This is a genomic window from Pseudomonas atagonensis, assembly GCF_011369485.1.
Classification (GTDB): Bacteria; Pseudomonadota; Gammaproteobacteria; order Pseudomonadales; family Pseudomonadaceae; genus Aquipseudomonas; species Aquipseudomonas atagonensis.
The window spans coordinates 78,483-98,849 of record NZ_VXCA01000034.1 but is presented as its reverse complement, the minus strand read 5'-3'; the positions used below and the strand labels follow the sequence as shown (position 1 = coordinate 98,849).

The 20,367-nt window shown below is 60.0% G+C and carries 17 protein-coding genes; 7 read left to right on the top strand and 10 right to left on the bottom strand.

The genetic code is table 11. From position 1 onward, the window contains the following. Nucleotides 1-40: 40 nt before the first annotated feature. Both F2P67_RS22995 and F2P67_RS22990 read right to left on the bottom strand, forming a co-directional pair. Nucleotides 41-796, bottom strand: coding sequence for an anti-sigma factor family protein (locus tag F2P67_RS22995; RefSeq protein ID WP_166224122.1), 756 nt, complete (start codon nt 794-796; stop codon nt 41-43). Then, complete coding sequence (locus F2P67_RS22990) at nt 793-1,299, bottom strand: sigma-70 family RNA polymerase sigma factor (RefSeq protein WP_166224120.1); 507 nt, start codon at nt 1,297-1,299, stop codon at nt 793-795. Before F2P67_RS22990 ends, F2P67_RS22995 begins: the two co-directional genes overlap by 4 nt. A 273-nt stretch (nt 1,300-1,572) precedes the next feature. Between F2P67_RS22990 and F2P67_RS22985 the strand changes: the two genes are divergently transcribed. From F2P67_RS22985 to F2P67_RS22965, 5 genes are all read left to right on the top strand, one after another. After that, entirely contained in the window at nt 1,573-3,135 is a 1,563-nt protein-coding gene (locus F2P67_RS22985) for an amino acid adenylation domain-containing protein (RefSeq protein ID WP_178120949.1), read from the top strand. After that, complete coding sequence (locus F2P67_RS22980; RefSeq protein ID WP_166224116.1) at nt 3,132-4,466, top strand: ferredoxin reductase domain-containing protein; 1,335 nt, start codon at nt 3,132-3,134, stop codon at nt 4,464-4,466. Before F2P67_RS22985 ends, F2P67_RS22980 begins: the two co-directional genes overlap by 4 nt. A gap of 46 nt (nt 4,467-4,512) precedes the next feature. After that, on the top strand, nt 4,513-5,277 hold the full coding sequence (locus F2P67_RS22975) for an enoyl-CoA hydratase-related protein (RefSeq protein WP_166224114.1): 765 nt from the start codon (nt 4,513-4,515) through the stop codon (nt 5,275-5,277). 121 nt (nt 5,278-5,398) lie between these two features. Continuing rightward, complete coding sequence (locus F2P67_RS22970) at nt 5,399-6,493, top strand: catalase family peroxidase (protein WP_166224112.1); 1,095 nt, start codon at nt 5,399-5,401, stop codon at nt 6,491-6,493. Next, a complete protein-coding gene (locus F2P67_RS22965) occupies nt 6,490-7,035 on the top strand; it encodes a cytochrome b (protein ID WP_166224110.1) in 546 nt (181 codons plus the stop codon). The genes F2P67_RS22970 and F2P67_RS22965 overlap by 4 nt, the downstream gene beginning before the upstream one ends. On the opposite strand, the gene F2P67_RS22960 is transcribed toward F2P67_RS22965, so the two are convergent. The 3 genes from F2P67_RS22960 to F2P67_RS22950 all read right to left on the bottom strand — a co-directional run bounded on the left by F2P67_RS22960 (nt 7,032) and on the right by F2P67_RS22950 (nt 10,353). Beyond that, nucleotides 7,032-8,231 (bottom strand): MFS transporter, encoded by a 1,200-nt coding sequence (locus F2P67_RS22960; RefSeq protein WP_166224108.1) that lies wholly within the window; start codon nt 8,229-8,231, stop codon nt 7,032-7,034. The two genes, F2P67_RS22965 and F2P67_RS22960, sit on opposite strands and share 4 nt — an antisense overlap. Nucleotides 8,232-8,382: 151 nt before the next feature. Next, nucleotides 8,383-9,534 carry a M14 family metallopeptidase gene (locus F2P67_RS22955; RefSeq protein WP_166224106.1) on the bottom strand — a complete coding sequence of 384 codons (1,152 nt, stop codon included), beginning with the start codon at nt 9,532-9,534 and terminating at the stop codon, nt 8,383-8,385. 480 nt (nt 9,535-10,014) lie between these two features. Next, complete coding sequence (locus F2P67_RS22950) at nt 10,015-10,353, bottom strand: DUF6124 family protein (protein WP_166224104.1); 339 nt, start codon at nt 10,351-10,353, stop codon at nt 10,015-10,017. Between the two features lie 130 nt (nt 10,354-10,483). Here F2P67_RS22950 and F2P67_RS22945 point away from each other — a divergent pair, with 130 nt between their 5' ends. After that, a complete protein-coding gene (locus F2P67_RS22945) occupies nt 10,484-11,140 on the top strand; it encodes a LexA family protein (protein WP_166224102.1) in 657 nt (218 codons plus the stop codon). Nucleotides 11,141-11,179: 39 nt separating this feature from the next. Here F2P67_RS22945 and F2P67_RS22940 read toward each other — a convergent pair whose 3' ends face one another. From F2P67_RS22940 to F2P67_RS22925, 4 genes are read right to left on the bottom strand one after another with little or no spacing between them, the layout of a single operon-like run. Further along, nucleotides 11,180-13,129 (bottom strand): acetyl/propionyl/methylcrotonyl-CoA carboxylase subunit alpha, encoded by a 1,950-nt coding sequence (locus tag F2P67_RS22940; protein WP_166224100.1) that lies wholly within the window; start codon nt 13,127-13,129, stop codon nt 11,180-11,182. Continuing rightward, nucleotides 13,129-13,944 carry a gamma-carboxygeranoyl-CoA hydratase gene (locus F2P67_RS22935; protein ID WP_166224098.1) on the bottom strand — a complete coding sequence of 272 codons (816 nt, stop codon included), beginning with the start codon at nt 13,942-13,944 and terminating at the stop codon, nt 13,129-13,131. Before F2P67_RS22935 ends, F2P67_RS22940 begins: the two co-directional genes overlap by 1 nt. Nucleotides 13,945-13,957: 13 nt before the next feature. Continuing rightward, entirely contained in the window at nt 13,958-15,565 is a 1,608-nt protein-coding gene (locus F2P67_RS22930; protein ID WP_166224096.1) for a carboxyl transferase domain-containing protein, read from the bottom strand. Nucleotides 15,566-15,577: 12 nt separating this feature from the next. Then, nucleotides 15,578-16,741, bottom strand: a complete 1,164-nt coding sequence (locus F2P67_RS22925; RefSeq protein ID WP_166224094.1) for an isovaleryl-CoA dehydrogenase — start codon at nt 16,739-16,741, stop codon at nt 15,578-15,580. 359 nt (nt 16,742-17,100) lie between these two features. Here F2P67_RS22925 and F2P67_RS22920 point away from each other — a divergent pair, with 359 nt between their 5' ends. Then, nucleotides 17,101-18,798, top strand: a complete 1,698-nt coding sequence (locus tag F2P67_RS22920; protein WP_166224092.1) for an AMP-binding protein — start codon at nt 17,101-17,103, stop codon at nt 18,796-18,798. 667 nt (nt 18,799-19,465) lie between these two features. On the opposite strand, the gene F2P67_RS22915 is transcribed toward F2P67_RS22920, so the two are convergent. Then, the gene (locus tag F2P67_RS22915; protein WP_166224090.1) at nt 19,466-20,365 is read right to left on the bottom strand and encodes a hydroxymethylglutaryl-CoA lyase; all 900 of its coding nucleotides are present in this window, start codon (nt 20,363-20,365) and stop codon (nt 19,466-19,468) included. Nucleotides 20,366-20,367 lie beyond the last annotated feature (2 nt).

Genomic DNA, 20,367 nt, shown 5'->3' with positions numbered 1-20,367 from the left:
CGCGAGCAAGCCCGCTCCCACAGGAGAGCTGTGATTTTCTTCAGAACTGGATGGATTGCTTGAGCTGCTGCGCGGCCGGCGTATCGACCGGGCTGACCATCGCGTAGTTGTAACCGTCGTCCGACCAATAGTCGGCCTGCAGATCGCCATCGTTGCGGCTGCCCCGCGGCAGGAAAGTGTTTTTCGGCCCCGGTGGCCGCACATAAAAACTCACTTTGTGGCCGCTGCCGTCCTCGTACATGACCATCGCCGCCGGGCCTTCATCGGTGCTGAGCAGGCGTGCGCTGACCGGTTGAAAACCGGCGGCCTGCAGATCCGGCAAGCGCCCGGCTCGCGTGAAGTAACGGTCGAGCCAGCGCTGCATGTCGCCGTCACCGCCGACTTTGTAGTCCGCCGGCAACAGGCCTTGCTGGGCAATCAAACGATAAGCTTGCAAGGCGTCGGTCATCGGCAACATGGAAGAACGCACGAGGGTCATCTCTCGCGCTTGCCAGCCACTGAAACCGCCAATGCTGACGGCGATCAGCAGCATCGCCGCACTGGCCAGATGACGCCGAGATTGCCGTTTGGCCCGTTGACGAATAACCGCCGGATCCAGATCCGGATTGGCCTGCTGCTGCAACGCGCCGCTGAGTGCCGCGCGCAATTGTTGGGCGTCTTGCTGCCAGGCGCGCACTTGCGCAGCTTCGTCCGGGTGGCTGGCCAGCCAGGTTTCCAGCACACGCCGGTCGGCGTCGCTGAGTTGGTGGTCGATGTAGGCGTGCAGATCACGCTCACTGGGAGGCATGCTGATCATTTGAGTATCCGCAAAGAAGGGCTGCTGATTTCGCCGTCGCTGAGCTGGCGCAAAGCCTGGCGGGCGCGGGACAGGCGCGACATCACGGTGCCGATCGGGGCGCCGAGAATCTCGGCGACCTCTTTATAGGACAGGCCTTCCACCGAGACCATGAGCAGCAGGGCGCGCTGTTCAGTGGGCAGGCGATCGAAGGCTTGCAGGGTCGATTGGGCGATCACGGTGCGCTCGACCGAGGGCTCGGTATCGTCACAGCCGGTGAAAAATTCGAGCATCCGCGCATACCGTCGCGAGCGGCGATGGGCGTCGAGGAACTGCCGGTACAAAATCGAAAACAGCCAGGCACGCAAATCGCCGTCGGCGCGTTTGTCACCCCAACTCGACAGGGCTCGCTCCATGCTGGCCTGGACCAGGTCGTCGGCGCTGCTGCTGTTACGCGTCAACGACACGGCAAAGCGTCGCAATCGGGGGATCACTTCGCGAAGTTGTTCGTCGAGTGTGTTCATGGCAGGGGCATGCTCTGGCTCAGAAGCGCGGTAGTCATAAAGAAAGACGCCTCTCGACACAGCTTATTCCATCCTGCGGGCTGAAAGATTTTATAACCCACTAAGTAGGAAAACTCACCGCATCTTGTAGTCCGTGTAATGGATTCAAATTCCCCGGCTCAACCCGTCCGACAAGCGCAAACAACCACCGAAACAGCCTGACGGCAGCCGGTGGTCGATTTGGCTGGAACGATCATTTGAGCAATAGGGATATTTGAGATGCATGCATTCGCAATGGGTACCCCGTTTACATCGTCTGTCGAGTCTGACGCTTGGCGTCAGTTTGGTTGTGGTCCGGTGGTCGAGCCAGGATTCTCGTTGATCCATCGTGCAATCGAAGAGCAGGCTGCGGCCCATCCGCAGAATCTGGCCGCATGTTTTCAGGGGCAAACCCTCACGTACGGTGAACTGAACCGCCAGGCCAACCGGCTGGCCACAGCGCTGAAGGCACAGGGCGTGGTGCCCGGTGATCATGTCGCCCTGTTTGTCGAGCGTTCTATCCCGATGCTGGTGGGCATGCTTGCCGCATTGAAAGTAGGGGCCGCCTATATTCCACAACATGTTGGGATAACACCTGCGACTCAACTGCGCCACATCATGGAAGCCGCCTCGACGCAAGTGGTGCTGACGCTTTCCACACTGGCGCCTGCCATTCCCCTGGCGGCGGGACAGCACTGCATCCATCTGGACGCGTTCATCGACTCGCCAGTTTCGATCACCGATGACTTGAACGTGGGGAGTGGCGCGCCGTCCGAGGATGCACTGTGCTTTGTGTTGTTCACGTCCGGCACGACCGGGCAACCCAATGGCGTCAGGGTTACCCAACGCAATGTCTGCAATATTCTGCTGACCGCTCCCGGCAATCTCGGTATGCGGCCAGGTTTGAAGGTCGGCCAGATCCTCAACATCGCTTTCGACATGGCGGCCTGGGAAATTCTGGGTTGCCTGGCCCACGGTGCAACACTGATGATCCGCGGCAAGGACATCGCCGAGACGGCTGAGCAATGCGATGTGTTGATCGCAACGCCGTCGATTCTCGCCACGCTGGACCCCGTGCGTTGTAGTCAGGTGAAGGTGGTAGCCCTCGCAGGCGAACCCTGCCCGCAGCCATTGGCCGATCGCTGGGCGTCCTTTTGCATTTTTTACAACGCCTGTGGGCCCACCGAAACCACCATCATCAACACCCTGCAGCATTACAAGGGCACGGGCCGGATGACGATCGGCAAACCGACGCCGAACAACACGGTATATGTGCTGGATGAAGCGGGACAATTGTGCGGGCCGGGCGATCAGGGCGAGATGTGGGCCGGTGGCGACTGCGTGACGGCCGGCTATTTGGGCAACCCCGCACTGACTGCCGAACGCTACCGTCTCGACCCGTTTCTGGGGCAAGGACGGATGATGTTTCGCACCCGCGATCTGGGGCGCTGGACCGATGAGGGTGAGCTGGAGCACCTGGGTCGTGTGGATGATCAGGTGAAAGTCAGGGGCTTTCGGGTCGAGCTGGATTCGGTTTCGGCCGCGCTGGAGTCGACACCGGGTTGTGAGCGCGCCGTCACATTGAAGTTCGATAACCGCAATCTGGTGGCTTTCGTCTATCCCGCTTCCACGGACATCGATGCGGCACGACGCCGTTGCGAAGAGCGCCTGGCCTATTACTGCGTTCCTTCGATGATTCTGCCGGTCGATGAAATTCCACTGACCTCGCGGGGCAAGGTCGACAAACGGCTGTTGCTTGAGCGAGCGCAGGTACACCACGCACAGCGTGTCGCCGCCGAACAGGAGGCGGGGCAATGAGTGGCCTGGACACAGGCGTCACTTTGCCCGAGCCGCGTGCGTTATGGCGACGTTTGGGCACGCTGCCGCTGTTTTCCCATTACAACCGGCTGGTCGCGCTGGTGTTGATCTGTAATTTCGCTGTGCTCGGGCATGGGCTGACGGCCGGACAGTGGTGGTCAGCTTCGGGGCATGATCTGGACGCGTTGTCGCAACTGGTGTTGATCAACCTGTCGATGGCGATCCTGGTTCGTCAGCAATATCTGATCAACCTGTTGTTCTGGCTGGCTACTCGTGCGCCCACGACCTGGCCTTTGGCGATTCGTCGCTCGCTGGCCAAGGTTTATCACTTTGGTGGTTTGCACAGTGGTGGAGCGATGGCTGCGATTGCCTGGTTTATCGCGCTGTTCGGTTCGCTGGTCTGGCAAAGAGTCGAGGGTGCAGGTGGAGTTTCGCTGACGCTGCTGGCGATCAGCGGCACGTTGCTGGGGTTGTTGTTGCTGATGGCAATCATGGCGATGCCAGGGATTCGTTCGCGCTTTCATAACGGTTTTGAACGTACACACCGTTTTGCCGGTTGGGCTGCCTTGCTGCTGTTCTGGGCCATGACACTGGTATTTGCCCGGGACAGCAATCCATCGACGGATCTGACACAGGTGCTGCTGACGTCTGCGTCGTTCTGGATGCTGCCGGTGCTGACGATCAGCATCGTGTCGCCCTGGCTGCGTCTGCGCAGGGTGCCGGTGACGTTGGTCAAGCCATCGTCACACGCGGTCATTGCCCGCTTCGATCACCATACGCCGTTCGCTGGATCCTCCACCGCGATCAGTCGCAATCCGCTGTGGGAATGGCATTCCTTTGCCAATATTCCTGCACCGGACGAGCGCGGTTTTCGCTTGATCATTTCCCGGGCGGGTGACTGGACAGGCGAGCTGATCGAACAGCCACCGACCCATGTCTGGGTCAAGGGCATCACCACCGCCGGGGTCGCCCGTATCGAAACCCTGTTCAAGTCAGTGGTTTATGTCGCCACCGGCAGCGGGATCGGCCCAGTGCTGCCGCATCTGTTGGCGAAGCAGGTACCCATTCATTTGATCTGGTCGACCCGCAGTCCGCGAAAGACCTACGGCGATGCGTTGGTCGATGAAATTCTTCAAGCCCAACCCGATGCACATATCTGGGACACCGATCTGCTGGGCAAGCCAGACCTGGTGATGCTGGCGTACTCAGCTGTTCAAAGGCACGGCGCGGAGGCGGTGATTTGCATTTCCAACCAGACGTTGACGGAGCATGTGGTCAAGGAAATGGAGGGGCGGGGCATTCCGGCCTACGGCGCGATCTGGGATTCCTGACGGGCGTATTACCTTTTTCCTTCCCCTTACATAGAAAGAGACTGCGATGAATATATTGATCGAAAGACTGGATCGCGTGGTGTTGATCCGCCTCAACCGGCCCCACGCCCGCAATGCACTGAGCACACAACTGATGCGTGAACTGCTGGAAACCCTGCAAGCACTGGATGGTGATCCTGGCGTCGGGTGTTTCCTGATCACTGGTACGAAGGATTACTTCGCGGCAGGCGCTGACATCAAGGAGATGTACGAAAAGTCTTGTCTGGACATGATTCAGGAAGATTACTTTGCCGGCTGGGAAGCGTTTGCCGCGCTGCGCACTCCGAAGGTTGCGGCAGTCGCTGGATTTGCCTGCGGCGGAGGGTGCGAGCTGGCAATGATGTGCGATGTGATCGTGGCGGCCGAGTCCGCACAATTCGGCCTGCCTGAGATCACTTTGGGGGTGATGCCGGGCATGGGTGGCACGCAGCGTCTGACCCGTTTGATCGGGCGTGCAAAAGCCATGGACATGATTCTCACGGGCCGCTCGATGTCCGCTCGTGAGGCGGAGCAGTCAGGTCTGGTATCGCGGGTGATCGCCACCGGGCATTTGCTCGAATCGGCATTGGCGGTTGCACGGCGGATTGCCGGCTTTCCTCGCACCGCGACACGGGCAGCGCGGGAGGCGGTGGACCGGGCCGATGAATCAGGCATGCGCGAAGGCCTTTTGTTCGAGCGACGTTCGTTTCACGGTTTGTTTGCGACGCCTGGCCAAAAGGAAGGTATGCAGGCATTTCTGGAAAAGCGCGAGCCACGGTTTGATCTGATGTAGTCAGCCCAGAGGTAAGCTCGCGCGTCACTGCGTGAAAGAAACTACAGTTCAAAGGGAATAAACCCACGAGACGTGCGTCTCATAGCACCTTTCCCTATGGCCATTGGCCCTGGAGTCTTTCATGGTTGATCGCAGCTCACCGCCCGGCGGGCCACAACGCCCGCCATTGAGTGCCGCGAGCCTGGTGTTGCGTCTCGGCGGTATCGCCGTGGTTGTCGCAGCCGTGGCCGGGGCGTTTGCCTACGTTCACGGTAACTTTGACCCACAGCGTCTGACGCCGAAAGCGTTGGTCGATGTGCTGGAAAAGAACAACGGCGTGCACCCTGGATTTCGCCGCAACCACGCCAAAGGTGTCTGCGTGATCGGTCATTTCGAGAGCAGTGGCGAGGCGCGGGCATTCTCGGCCGCGCAGGTCTTTAATGAGTCGCGTACCCCGGTGGTCGGGCGTTTCGCGCTGCCGGCGGGCAATCCTTATGCGCCTGACAGCAGCGTGCCGATTCGCAGCCTGGCGCTGCGCTTCACCCAGGCCAACGGTCAGCAATGGCGTACCGGGATGAACAGCATGCCGGTGTTCCCGGTGGGCACCCCTGAGGCGTTCTATCAATTGCAGCAGGCGCAGTCGCCGGATCCGACGACCGGTAAACCCGATCCCGGCAAAGTGCCGGCGTTCTTTGCTGCGCACCCGGAGGCGGTGCCGTTTCTGACGTGGGTGAAGACGGCCAAGCCATCGGCCAGTTACGCCACCGAAACCTACAACAGCGTCAATGCGTTCTATCTGGTCGATGCCAGCGGCAAAAAACAGGCGGTGCGCTGGAGCATGACGCCGCTGGCACAAGACGCAGCAGGCGCCATGGCACCCGAGGGCGGTGATTTTCTGGAGAAAGATCTGGTACAGCGATTGGCCGCCGCGCCCCTGCGCTTTCAGTTGAACATCACCCTGGCCAACGCCGATGACCCGGTGAACGACGCCAGCAAAACCTGGCCTGCCGGGCGTAAAGTGATCAACGCCGGAACTCTGGTGTTGGAGAAAACCCAGCCGCAATTGAGTGGCGAGTGCCGCGACATCAACTACGACCCGCTGGTGCTGCCGGCCGGGATTCAAGGTTCCGACGATCCACTGCTGGCGGCTCGCTCTGCCGGTTACGCCGATTCCTACCTGCGTCGCACTAGCGAAGTCAGCCAGTTGCCCGCCGCCAAACAGGAGGCTCGTCCATGAGCACTCAACCGACTCATTTCGCTTTGCTGGCGCGTCTGCTGCACTGGCTGATGGCGCTGATGATCATCGCGATGCTGTTTATCGGCGCGGGAATGGTGACTTCGGTGTCGGAACGGCATGAATGGCTGATTCACCTGCACAAGCCGCTCGGCATTGCGATTCTGGCACTGGTGATCGTGCGTCTGCTGGTGCGTTTCTCCACGCGCCAACCGCCATTGCCGGCGGATCTGCCAGGCTGGCAAGTAATGGCGGCCAAGGCTTCGCATGTGTTGCTGTACGCGTTGATGCTGGTTTTGCCGGTGCTCGGCTGGGCGATGATCAGCGCGTCGGGCGAGCCGGTGATGCTCAGCAGTTCGCTGCAGTTGCCGTCGATTGTGCCCGCCGATGCGCAGGTGTTTGCGCTGCTGCGCAAGGCACATGGTTATCTGGCGTACTTGCTGTTTCTCACCGTGCTGCTGCACTTGGCGGCTGCGTTGTTTCATGGCTGGGTGCGCCGTGACGAAGTGCTCGACAGCATGTTGCGCGGACGCGATCGCGGTTAATCCGTTTGAGCGGCGCATCGTGCGGATGCGCCGCTTTTCAGGGTCAACCACCAATACACCAGCGCCAGCGCATTGATACCGGCGCCGAGTAGACAAACGCCCATCCATCCGGCCCAGGCGTAAGTGGCGGTCGAGGCAATCGAGCCCAGAGCACTGCCGATTGAATAGAACAGCATGTAACCGGCGGTGAGGCGGCTTTGCGTTTCGGGGCGCACGCTGTAAATCATGCTCTGGCTGGCGACGTGCACGGCTTGCAGGCCCAGATCCAGGGTGATTACCCCGAGTAGCAGCGCCCACAGCGAGGATTGGGTGAGGGCGATCGGCAGCCACGAACCGAGCATCAGCAACAGAGAAAGTCCGCTGACCCAATGGCCGAAACCACGGTCTGCCAGATCCCCGGCACGCGCGGCGGCGAGTGCGCCGGCAGCACCGGCGAGTCCGAACAATCCGATTTCGCTGTGGGAAAGCGACAGCGGCGGGGCGGCCAAGGGCAACACCATCGGTGTCCACAACACCATGGCGCTGGCGAAGGTCAGCAGCGCGAGTATTGCGCGATGGCGCAGCACCGGTTCTTCCTTGAACAGACTGAATACCGACGCAATCAGCGCAACGTAGGTGCTGGCCGGTTGTGGGGTTTCGTTTTTCGGCAACACGCGATAAAGCAGCAACGCCATCAACAACGTCAGCGCCGCCGACAGCCAGTAGATCGCTCGCCATCCCGCCAGATCCGCCGTGAAACCGGCCACCGTGCGGGCCAGCAGAATGCCGATGACGATGCCGCTGGTGACCACACCGACCACTCGACCCCGTTGTGCCGGAATCGCCAGGGTCGCGGCATAGGCCACCAGCACTTGTGTGACCACCGCGAGCAAACCGGTCAGCGTCATGCCAAGCAGCAGCCATACGCTGTCAGGCGCCAACGCGATCATCAGCAACGCGCAGGCTGAAAGCAGTGTTTGGGTGACGATCAGACGCCGCCGGTTGAGCAGATCCCCCAGCGGCACCAACAGCACCAGACCGACGCCGTAGCCGATCTGGGTCAGGGTGATGACGATGCCGATACTGGCCGGCGACATGGCAAACGCCTCGGCCATCGTGTCCAGCAGCGGTTGTGCGTAGTACACGTTACCCACCGCCAGCCCGCAGGCAACGGCGAACAGCAGCACGACAGCGCTGTTGAGAGGTTGAGCGTTCATGTCTGATTTCCGTTCTTGGGTTTCAAATTAAAACCAGAATCACGGTAAGTATTCTGGTTTTGTTTTGCAACCTGTTTGAGCGGATTCAGGCATGACAAAAAGCAAAAGATCGCAGACAAGCTGCGATCTTTTGCTTACGCGAAGGAGGCGATCAGCGCAGGGTATCGACCATGTCGGCGATGGTGGTCAATACGTCTTTGCCCAGTTGCTTCGAGCGTTTGCCCGACCAGCCCGTCAGTTTGTCCGGATGATCGTCGTGATCCTTGAACGGCATCTCCAGGGTCAGCGACAGGCAGTCGTACTTCTGGCCGACGCTGTTGCAGGCCAAGGTCATGTTGGCCTTGCCCGGTTCGTCTCGGGTGTAGCCGTACTGGGTCTGGAAGTCTTTGGTGGTGTGCTTGAGGTGGCTGCGGAAATGCTCTTCAAGCTTTTCGATTCGAGGCGTGTAACCCGGATTGCCTTCGCAACCGGCGGTGAACACGTGAGGAATTTCCTCGTCACCGTGTACGTCGAGGAACAGGTCGACGCCATATTTTTCCATCTGTTGTTGTACGAAAAGTACCTCGGGGCTGACTTCCTGACTGGCATTCTGCCAAGCGCGGTTTAAGTCCTGGCCCATCGCATTGGTGCGCAGATGGCCATGGAAAGCGCCGTCCGGGTTCATGTTCGGTACAAGATAAAGATCGGCACTTTCCAGCAGCTTGTTCAGTACCGGATCGTCGTGTTTTTCCAGGCGCTCGATCACGCCTTCCATGAACCATTCGGCCATGTGCTCGCCCGGATGCTGTTGGGCGATGATCCAGATCTTGCGCTGACCTTCGGCGCCACTGCCTTTGCGCAGCAATTGAATGCCGCGGCCTTCGACGCTCTTGCCGGTCGCCAGCAACTCGGTGCCGGCCTTGGTCAGTGCCTGCTCGATCAGCCAGTCGTGGCGGCCACGGCTGTAGGGTTCGAAGTAGGCGAACCAGGCGTGGGTCTGCTCGGCTTCGAGGCAGAAACGCAGGCTGTCGCCTTCGAATTGGGTCGGAATGCGGAACCAGTTGACGTGGTCGTAGGACGCGACGGCCTGATAGCCGGTCCAGGCTTTGTTGTAGGAGGACTGGCTGGCATTGACCAGACGAAACCAGTGCTCCTGATGGACATGCAGGCCGCTGGCTTTGAAGTGGAACCACTGGAAATGCGCGCTGCGGGTGTCTGGGCGAATAGCCAGAACCGGGTTGAGCGGATTACTGATGTCGATGACTTGAATGTTGCCGCTGTCGAAGTTGGCACTGATGTCGAACGAAGATTTGGCCACGGTCATAATCGGTTCCTGAATATGATTTTTATGGCGGCTACTTTACACGCAAGACAGCGGTGAAACCGAGGGAAATTGCGGGGTGTGGCGGGGGGCGTCCTCCATGACGCGGACGCAGCTTAGAGGCTGTGCGATTGATTCTCAAGTGCTAATTGTCATTAGTTTGGCCCAATGTGGCCGGGCTTGGCTTGCCAACCGATATTCTTTTGATATTATCCGCGCCATCGAATTTGCTGCACCTAAAGACTTCATTAGCCTGAAGCCACAAGCCTAAAAAACGGGCAAAAAAAAGACCCGGCAAAAAGCCGGGTCAAAAACCGTGATTAGCCTGATGAGGAGATAGTCCAGAAGACCGACCTAAGGTCTCTGGTCCATCGACTGATCTCGCGATCAGCTGCTTGCAATAATAATCATTATCATTTGCAAGTCAAATGTTTTTATCTGCGCGATTGGAAAATTCTTTCCTGTCCGTCTCTGTTCCGTTCCTCAGGCTTCCTCGCCATCGAGCGAATGGTCGACCATTGCCCGCGCCATATCCACCATGTGCACCACCGAAAAGGCCAGGTCGCGACTCACGCCTTGCAGGTTTTCTGCTGCCTTGAATGCCGTGGCGGCCGCACAGCGCAACAAATCCGAAGCGTGCACCAACGCTTCTTCGCCGCTGAGATGGCGGTTGACGTCGAAAAAACGCTCGTCGACCTCGGGTTCTGAAACAGCTGGTTTCAAGTAGTAGTCCAGCGCTCTCTGTGCCGCCGCGTTGCCTTGGGGCGAGGTAAACGTGGTGTCCATTTGAAGATCGGGCAAGTCCTTGCTGCTGATATTCATGATGAAAGCTCACTCCTTGTTGAATTGGAAATCCGTATCCGCAGCATAGTACGATCCGTAATTGTGACTTGAATTTAAATACTACAATATGTGTTTTGCCGGCCGAAGGCGTCCGCGTAAGGTGCCGCACATGGATAAATGGATTGAGTTGGTCAAGGCCAAGATGAGTGAACTCAAAATCACTCAAACAGAGCTCGGAGAGCGCGTCGGCATGTCCCAGGGCGGGATCGGTCATTGGCTGAACAAACGTCGCGAACCCGGTATCACTGAAATGAACCGCGTCTTGCAGGCGTTGGGACTGGAGTTTCTCGAGGTCGCCATGGTGATCCGCGAGCCGCAGCCGCCGGAAGACGACGAGATGCCGCTGGCGCACAAATACAACCCTTACTTCCGTTACCCGGTGGGTGACTGGGGCGTGTCGCCCGGGGTGTGCGAGAGCGAACCGGCCTATGCCAGGGCTCAGGAAAAGCAACGCTTCGAACTGACGGATTATCACGCCGTCGGCAAGGCGTTCTGGCTTACGGTGGCGGGGGATTCGATGACGGCACCCAGCGGCCCGAGCATCGCCGAGGGCATGCTGATTCTTGTCGACCCGGCGGTGGAAGCGGTGCCCGGCAAACTGGTGATCGCGCAGTGGCCGGAATGTGAGGAAGCGATTTTTCGCAAACTCGACGAAGAGGGCGGCCAGCGTTACCTGGTACCGCTCAATCCGACCTGGCCGAAAGCCCTGTTTACCGATGAGTGCCGAATTATCGGTGTGGTGGTTCAGGCAACGGTGCGTTTCTAGTCAGATCGATCCTCGCCTGGCGTAGGATCGATCCTCCATTCACACTGCTTCCAGTTCTACCAAAGCGCTGCCTTCGCCAACCATTTCGCCTTCCTGGCAATACAGCGCTTTGATCACTCCGGCGTGAGGTGCGCGGATGCTGTGCTCCATCTTCATGGCCTCCAGCACCACCAATTGTGCACCGGCCTCCACTGACTGACCCGCTTCCACCAAGACACGAACGATGCTGCCGTTCATGGGCGCTGTCAGCCCGCCTTGATGGCTGTGACTGGCTTCGACGGCGCTGATCGGATCGTACGTTTCGACCCGGCGCAATTCACCGTCCCATTGCAGGTACAACGAATCACCCTGTCGAATCGCCCGCAACCTGCGCCGCACACCCTCGTGTTCAACAACCAGTGCTTCACCCGACAGTCTGGCGTCTGTATTGGCAGCCAACGTCAGCGCCCGATCCTGACCTTCGCAACTCAGATGCAGCGTGACCTCACGCGGCAAGCCTGCGCGCAAACCAGTGCTTGAGGCCCACGGCGAAGCCGGATCATCTGTCCGCGTAAGCCTTGGCAGACTTTGCGCGAATGCCTGTGCCGCCGCCTCCCAGAACGCGTCGCTTAACGCGTCGGTAGCCGGCAGCAATTGCTCCTGATAGCGTGGGATAAAACCGGTGTCCAGCTCCGCCGCCGCAAAAGCCGGGTGAGCGATGATCCGCCGCAGAAAGTTGATGTTGGTCTTCAATCCGCCAATCGCGAATTCATCGAGCATGCTCAGCAGCCGCAGGCGCGCCTGTTCACGGTCTTCGCCCCAGGCAATCAGTTTGCCGAGCATCGGGTCATAGAACGGCGAAATCTCGTCGCCTTCCTCAACGCCGCTGTCCACCCGGCGCCCCGGGCCTGCGGCGGATTCGCGATACAGATCCAGACGCCCGGTCGCGGGCAGGAAATCATTCGATGGATCCTCCGCATACAACCGAACTTCAATTGCATGCCCGTTCAGCGGCACCTGATCCTGAGTGATCGGCAGAGCTTCGCCACGGGCGACGCGAATCTGCCAGGCCACCAGATCGAGACCGGTGATGGCCTCCGTGACCGGGTGCTCGACCTGCAGCCGCGTGTTCATCTCCATGAAGAAGAACTCGCCGCGAGCATCCAGCAAAAACTCCACTGTGCCAGCGCCGACGTAACCAATGGCCTGCGCCGAACGCACAGCTGCTTCGCCCATCGCACGACGCAGTTCCGGACTAAGGCCCGGTGCCGGCGCCTCTTCAACGACCTTCTGGTGCCGACGCTGAATCGAGCAGTCACGTTCGTTCAGGTACAGGCAGTTGCCATGCTGATCGGCAAACACCTGAATTTCCACGTGGCGCGGCTTGAGCAGGTATTTCTCAACAAGCATCCGCGAATCACCGAATGACGACTGTGCTTCACGCTGAGCGGAGGCGAGGGCTTCTGCCAACTGGCTGACGTCCTCAACCACTTTCATGCCCTTGCCGCCGCCACCCGCTGTGGCTTTGAGCAGAACCGGGTAGCCGATGCGTTCGCAGGCATCGCGGAAGGTGTCGAGGTCTTGTGCTTCGCCGTGATAGCCCGGCACCAGTGGCACGCCAGCGGTTTCCATCAGCGCCTTGGCGGCGGATTTGCTGCCCATGGCGTCGATGGCCGAGGCGGGCGGGCCGAGGAAAATCAGTCCGGCCGCTTCGATGGCGCGGGCGAACCCGGCGTTCTCGGACAGAAAGCCATAACCGGGATGAATCGCCTGAGCGCCGCTGGCTTTGGCCGCCGAGATCAATTTATCGATTTGCAGATAGCTGTCGGCCGCTTTGCTGCCGCCCAGATCGACACGGATATCCGCTTCACGGCTGTGCCGCGCGTCGCGGTCGGTGGCGCTGTGCACGGCGACGGTGGTCAGGCCAAGGGCTTTGGCGGTGCGCATCACGCGGCAAGCGATTTCGCCACGGTTGGCCACCAGCAGGGTGGTGAGAACAGGTGCGCTCATCAACGCGACTCCTTGGTGGTCGTTGCGGCTTGCCAGATCGGCGGACGTTTCTGCAAAAAGGCCCGCAGACCCTCCTGGCCTTCCGGGCTGACGCGGATGCGGGCGATGGCGTTTTCGGTGTAACGACGCAGGGCCGGAGTCAGCGCGCCGTTGCCGACTTCACGCAGCAGATCCTTGCTGGCGCGCATGGCGGCGGGGCTGTTGAGCAGCAGATTGTCGATCCATTGTTCGACTTTCTGTTCAAGCCCAGTCGCTGGATAGCTCTCGGACAGCAATCCAATTTCACGCGCCCGTTGGCCGCCAAAACGCTCGGCCGTCAGCGCATAACGCCGCGTCGCACGTTCGCCGATGGCTTGCACCACGAACGGACTGATCACCGCGGGCGCCAGGCCGATGCGCACTTCCGACAGGCAGAACTGCGCCTCATCGGCACCAATCGCCATGTCACAGCAACTGATCAAACCCAATGCGCCGCCAAACGCCGCGCCTTGCACCACGGCCACGGTCGGGATTTTCAGTTTGGCGAGGTTGTACATCAGCTCCGCCAGTTCCCGGGCGTCGTCGAGGTTGGTGTGGTAATCGAGCTCGGCCGATTGCTGCATCCAGGCCAGATCCGCGCCGGCGCTGAAGTGCTTGCCGCGCCCGCGCACCAGCAGGAAACGCAGGCTGGCGTCGCTGGCGACCTTGTCCAAAGCCAGGATCAGTTCGCGGATCATCTCGGCGTTGAACGCGTTATTCTTTTCTTCGCGGCTGAGCCACAGGGTCGCGAAACCCCGTGGATCGCTTTGTAATTCGAGGGTGTTGAAGTCGCTCATGAGGTTCTCCCGATCACATCCGGAACACGCCGAAGCGGCTCGGTTCGATAGGCGCGTTCAACGACGCGGACAAGGCCAGGGCCAGCACATCGCGGGTCTGTGCCGGGTCGATGACGCCGTCGTCCCACAGTCGTGCGCTGGAGTAGTAGGGGTGACCCTGCTCTTCGTACTGGTCGAGAATCGGTTGCTTGATCTCGCTTTCCTGTTCGGCACTGAACGCCTGGCCGCTGCGTTCGGCCTGCTCGCGCTTGACCTGAACCAGCACGCCGGCCGCCTGTTCGGCGCCCATCACGCCGATCCGCGCATTCGGCCACATCCACAGGAAGCGCGGATCGTAGGCCCGCCCGCACATGCCGTAGTTGCCGGCGCCGAAGCTGCCGCCGATGATCACGGTGAATTTCGGCACCTTGGCGCACGCCACGGCGGTCACCAGTTTCGCGCCGTGTTTGGCGATGCCGCCGGCCTCGTATTTCTGGCCGACCATGAAGCCTGTGATGTTCTGCAGGAACAAAAGCGGGATGCCGCGCTGGCAGGCCAGTTCGATGAAGTGCGCGCCTTTTTGCGCGGCTTCGGCGAACAGGATGCCGTTGTTGGCGAGGATCGCGATGGGGTAGCCGTGCAGGTGGGCGAAACCGCACACCAGCGTCGTGCCGAACAAGGCTTTGAATTCATCGAACACTGAACCGTCGACCAGCCGCGCAATCACTTCGCGCACATCGAACGGCTGCTTCGCGTCCGCCGAAACCACGCCGTACAACTCGTCGCTGGCATACAGCGGCGCAATCGGGGTGCGCTGCTGCACTTCACCAAGTTTGCGCCAGTTGAGGTTGGCGACGCTGCGGCGGGCGAGGGCGAGGGCGTGCTCATCGCTTTCGGCGTAGTGGTCGGCGACCCCGGAAATCTTGCAATGCACATCGGCCCCGCCGAGGTCTTCGGCGCTGACCACTTCACCGGTCGCGGCTTTCACCAGCGGCGGGCCGGCGAGGAAAATCGTCGCCTGATTGCGCACCATGATTGCTTCGTCGGCCATCGCCGGCACGTAAGCGCCGCCGGCAGTGCAGGAGCCCATGACCACGGCAATCTGCGGAATCCCCATGGCGCTCATGTTGGCCTGGTTGAAGAAGATCCGCCCGAAGTGCTCGCGATCCGGGAACACTTCGTCCTGACGCGGCAGGTTGGCGCCGCCCGAATCCACCAGATAGATGCATGGCAGACGGTTCTGCTGGGCGATGGTTTGCGCGCGCAGGTGTTTCTTCACGGTCAACGGGTAGTACGAGCCACCTTTTACCGTCGCGTCGTTGGCGACGATCATGCACTCGACGCCTTCGACTCGACCGATCCCGGCAATGACGCCAGCGGCCGGCACGTCTTCGCCATACACAGCGTGGGCGGCCAATTGACTGATTTCCAGAAACGGTGAGCCCGGATCGAGCAAGCGGTTGATTCGCTCGCGCGGCAGCAGTTTGCCACGCGAGGTGTGCCGTTCCTGAGCTTTCGCGCCGCCACCCTGAGCCACTTGGGCCAGCAGGGTGTGCAGGGCGTCGACCTGTTCGAGCATCGCTGCGCTGTTGGCGGTGAACTCCGCTGAACGAGGGTTGAGCTGGGTATGCAGGATAGCCATGGACAGCTCCGTTTAGCGGGTTTCGTTGAACAGTTCGCGACCGATCAGCATGCGACGGATCTCACTGGTACCGGCGCCGATTTCGTACAGCTTGGCGTCTCGCAGCAGACGGCCAGCCGGGAATTCGTTGATGTAACCGTTACCGCCGAGAATCTGGATTGCGTCGAGGGCCATTTGCGTGGCGCGTTCGGCGGTGTAGAGGATCACCCCGGCGGCGTCCTTGCGCGTGGTTTCGCCGCGTTCGCAGGCCTGGGCCACGGCGTAAAGGTAAGCGCGGCTGGCGTTGAGCTGGGTGTACATGTCGGCGACTTTGCCCTGGATCAGCTGGAATTCGCCGATGCTCTGGCCGAACTGCTTGCGGTCGTGGATGTACGGCACGATGAGGTCCATGCACGACTGCATGATCCCGGTCGGTCCACCGGAAAGAACCACGCGCTCGTAATCGAGGCCGCTCATCAAGACTTTCACGCCGCCGTTGAGCACGCCGAGGATGTTTTCTTCCGGCACTTCGACGTCATCGAAGAACAGCTCGCAGGTGTTGGAGCCGCGCATGCCGAGCTTGTCGAACTTGTTGCTGCGGCTGAAGCCTTTCCAGTCACGCTCGACGATGAACGCGGTGATGCCGTGCGGGCCTTTTTCCAGGTCGGTCTTGGCGTAGATCACGTAGGTGTTGGCGTCGGGGCCGTTGGTGATCCAGGTCTTGCTGCCGTTGAGCACGAAACGGTCGCCGCGCTTGTCGGCACGCAGCTTCATCGAAACCACGTCGGAACCGGCATTCGGCTCGCTCATAGCGAGGGCGCCAACGTGTTCGCCGCTGATCAGCTTCGGCAGGTATTTGGATTTCTGTTCGTGATTGCCGTTGCGGTTGATCTGGTTAACGCAGAGGTTGGAGTGCGCGCCGTAGGACAGCGCTACGGAAGCGGAGCCACGGCTGATTTCTTCCATCGCCACGACGTGCGCCAGGTAACCCAGGCCAGCACCGCCGTACTCTTCCGGCACGGTGATGCCGAGCAGGCCCATGTCTCCGAATTTGCGCCACATGTCGGCGGGGAACAGGTTGTCACTGTCGATCTGCGCCGCACGCGGAGCGATCTGATCGGCGACGAAGGACTGAACCTGATCGCGCAGCATGTCGATGGTTTCACCGAGGGCGAAGTTCAGGGATGGATAGCTCATGGGTCACCTTTTGGCTTTTTTGTAGGGTGGGGAGAAGGGCGTTTCAGTTCTCACCTTTACGTTAACGTAAGCCTGTGACGAATGGCTGTCAATCACCCTTTACGTTAACGTCAACTTGAGCGAGAGTAGAGCCAGTTCAAGATTGAAAGCGGATCGCTTTTTTGTGGGAGCGGGCTTTTGTGGCGAGGGGATTTATCCCCGCTCGGCTGCGAAGCAGTCGTGAAATCTGTAAATCTGATTTGTCTGGAGTTATGCAGGGGGCGGCTTCGCCACCCAACGGGGATAAATCCACTCGCCACAGTTGGCTCCCACAAAAGTGTAAACCGGTAAACCCACTAATAAAGACAATAGGGGTCGTCATGGATCAACCCAGTGCAAACCCGCAGCGCAGCTACACCCGTGGTTCCCAGAGCAAAGCCTTGCTGGCGATGACCATCGGGCAGAAGTTCGACGAGACCGTCGCGCAGTACCCGGACGGCGAGGCGCTGGTGGTGCGCCATCAGCAGCTACGTTACAGCTGGCGGCAACTGGCCGAGGCAGTGGACGTGCATGCCAGAGCATTGCTGGCGTTGGGTTTGCAGGCCGGCGATCGGCTCGGCATCTGGGCGCCGAACTGCGCGCAGTGGTGCATCACACAGTTCGCCACCGCGAAGATCGGCGTGATTCTGGTCAACATCAACCCGGCCTACCGCAGCTCCGAACTCGAATACGTGCTCAAGCAATCCGGCTGCCAATGGCTGGTCTGCGCGGGCGCGTTCAAGAGCTCCAACTATCACGGCATGTTGCAAGGCTTGCTGCCTGAACTGGTCGAGCAATCCATCGGCGAGCTGCGCAGCGAGCGCCTGCCGGAACTGCGCGGGTTGATCAGCCTTGATCCCCAGCCGCCTTCGGGTTTTCTCCCGTGGTCGCAACTGGCAGATCTGGCCGCCAGTGTCTCTCCAGAACAACTACGTGAACGCAGCGACAGCCTGCACTTCGATCAGCCCGTCAACATTCAGTACACCTCCGGCACCACCGGTTTTCCCAAGGGCGCGACCCTCAGTCACTACAACATCCTCAACAACGGTTACATGGTCGGCGAAAGCCTCGGCCTGACCGCCGCTGATCGCCTGGTGATCCCGGTGCCGCTGTATCACTGCTTCGGCATGGTCATGGGCAATCTCGGCTGCATCACCCACGGCAGCACCATGATTTATCCCAACGATGCCTTCGATCCGCTGCTGACCCTGAGCACCGTCGCCGAAGAAAAAGCCACCGCGCTGTACGGCGTGCCGACCATGTTCATCGCCATGCTCGATCAGCCGCAGCGCGCCGAGTTCGACCTGTCGACCCTGCGCACCGGGATCATGGCCGGCGCCACCTGCCCGATCGAGGTGATGCGTCGGGTCATCAACGAGATGCACATGAGTGAAGTGCAGATCGCCTACGGCATGACCGAAACCAGTCCCGTGTCCCTGCAGACCGGGCCATCCGACGAACTGGAACTGCGCGTCACCACCGTCGGCCGCACCCAGCCGCAACTCGAAAGCAAAATCATCGACGAGGCCGGCAATCCGGTGCCACGCGGCACCATCGGCGAGCTGTGCACTCGTGGCTACAGCGTGATGCTCGGCTACTGGAACAACCCGAATGCCACCGCCGAAGCCATCGACGCGGCAGGCTGGATGCACACCGGCGACCTGGCGAGCATGAACGACGAGGGTTACGTGTGCATCGCCGGCCGTAACAAGGACATGATCATCCGTGGCGGCGAGAACATTTACCCGCGCGAACTGGAAGAGTTCTTCTTCACCCATCCAGCGGTGGCGGACGTGCAGGTGATCGGCATTCCCTGCTCGCGTTACGGCGAGGAAATCGTCGCCTGGATCAAATTCCATCCCGGCCACAGCGCCACCGAACAAGAACTGCAAGCGTGGTGCAAGGAGCGGATCGCCCACTTCAAGACGCCGCGTTACTTTAAATTCGTCGAGGAGTTTCCGATGACGGTGACGGGCAAGATCCAGAAATTCCGCATGCGCGAGATCAGCATTGAAGAGTTACGCGAAAAGCACGCCTGACGAAGATCAAATGTAGGAGTGAGCCTGCTCGCGATAGCGGTGTATCAGTCAATATTTGCAACGACTGACACGACGCTATCGCGAGCAGGCTCACTCCTACAAGGGAACTGCGGTGAAAAGAGGAATCACAGAAAGCACAAAGGGGAGCCGAAGCTCCCCTTTAATTTTGTCGTCGCGTGCTCTTTTTTATTATTGAGGGTCGGTCTGTTGTTGTTTTTGGCAACCGTGGCCCTTTACCGCTGTTTTTGGCGACCCCCATCCGGGGTCAAGAGCAAACGTATTTTTTTGAGCGCTGATCTGCTTTCTCGTCTAGCGATCCAACCGATTCGGGAGCTACCTGAAGGTAGTTTTATTGTTCTCTGCCCGGTTGCGGGTCATTCCGAGGAATACCCTGAAAAGCACACCTTCTCCAAAAAAATCTGTTAGCTGCGTCTCTGCCGTGTTGTTTTTGTTATGTCAGAGTCGGTACGTCTTATTTTTATTGGTTTGCTGCTTTTTATTCTTGTTATGCCATAGAGATAGCAGAAGCCGTGCCAACTTTTCAAAACCCTTGTAAATCAAGGGTTTGAGATTTTTGAAGGATTTTTCCTTCAGTCAGAATCAGACAATTTGTTTCCGTGTTACTCGCTTGTGCCCACGTTTCGCGTTCAGCGGTAACACCATCCCCTCACTGTGCGCTACGGGCCTTGGCTACGCGCGAACCGCTTGGGCGACCCAGCACAGCACTGATCTGCTGGCCGGCGGCAATCAAGGCATCGAGGTCGATACCGGTCTCGATGCCCAGGCCGTTGAGCAGGTACACCACGTCTTCGGTGGCGACGTTACCGCTGGCGCCCTTGGCGTAGGGGCAGCCGCCGAGGCCGGCGATGGAGCTGTCGAACACCGCGATACCTTCCAGCAGGCTGGCGTAGATGTTGGCCATGGCCTGGCCGTAGGTGTCGTGGAAGTGGCCGGCGAGTTTCTCTCGCGGCACCTGTTTCGAGACCACTTCGAACAGACGGCGGGTGGCGCCTGCGGTGCCGGTGCCGATGGTGTCACCCAGCGAGACTTCGTAGCAGCCCATCGCATACAGCTCGCGGGCGACCATGGCCACTTGTTCCGGGTCGACCTCGCCTTCATAAGGGCAACCCAACACGCAGGAAACGTAACCGCGCACGGTAACGCCGTGCTGCTTCGCCGATTCCATGATCGGTGCGAACCGCGCCAGGCTTTCGCTGATAGAGCAATTGATGTTGCGCTGCGAAAACGCTTCGGACGCAGCGGCAAACACCGCGACTTCCTTGACCCCGGACGCCAGTGCATCTTCAAAACCGCGCAGGTTCGGCGCCAGCGCGCCGTAGGTTACGCCGGGCTTGCGCTGGATCTGCGCGAATACCTCGGCGGAACCGGCCATCTGCGGCACCCACTTGGGCGAAACGAAACTGCCGACTTCTATATAGCCGAGGCCGGCGGCGCTCAGCGCGTCGACCAGTTGCACCTTGTCGGCGACGCTGATGGGCTGGGCTTCGTTCTGCAGGCCGTCACGCGGGCCGACTTCAATCAGGCGTACTTGGGAGGGGAGGGACATGG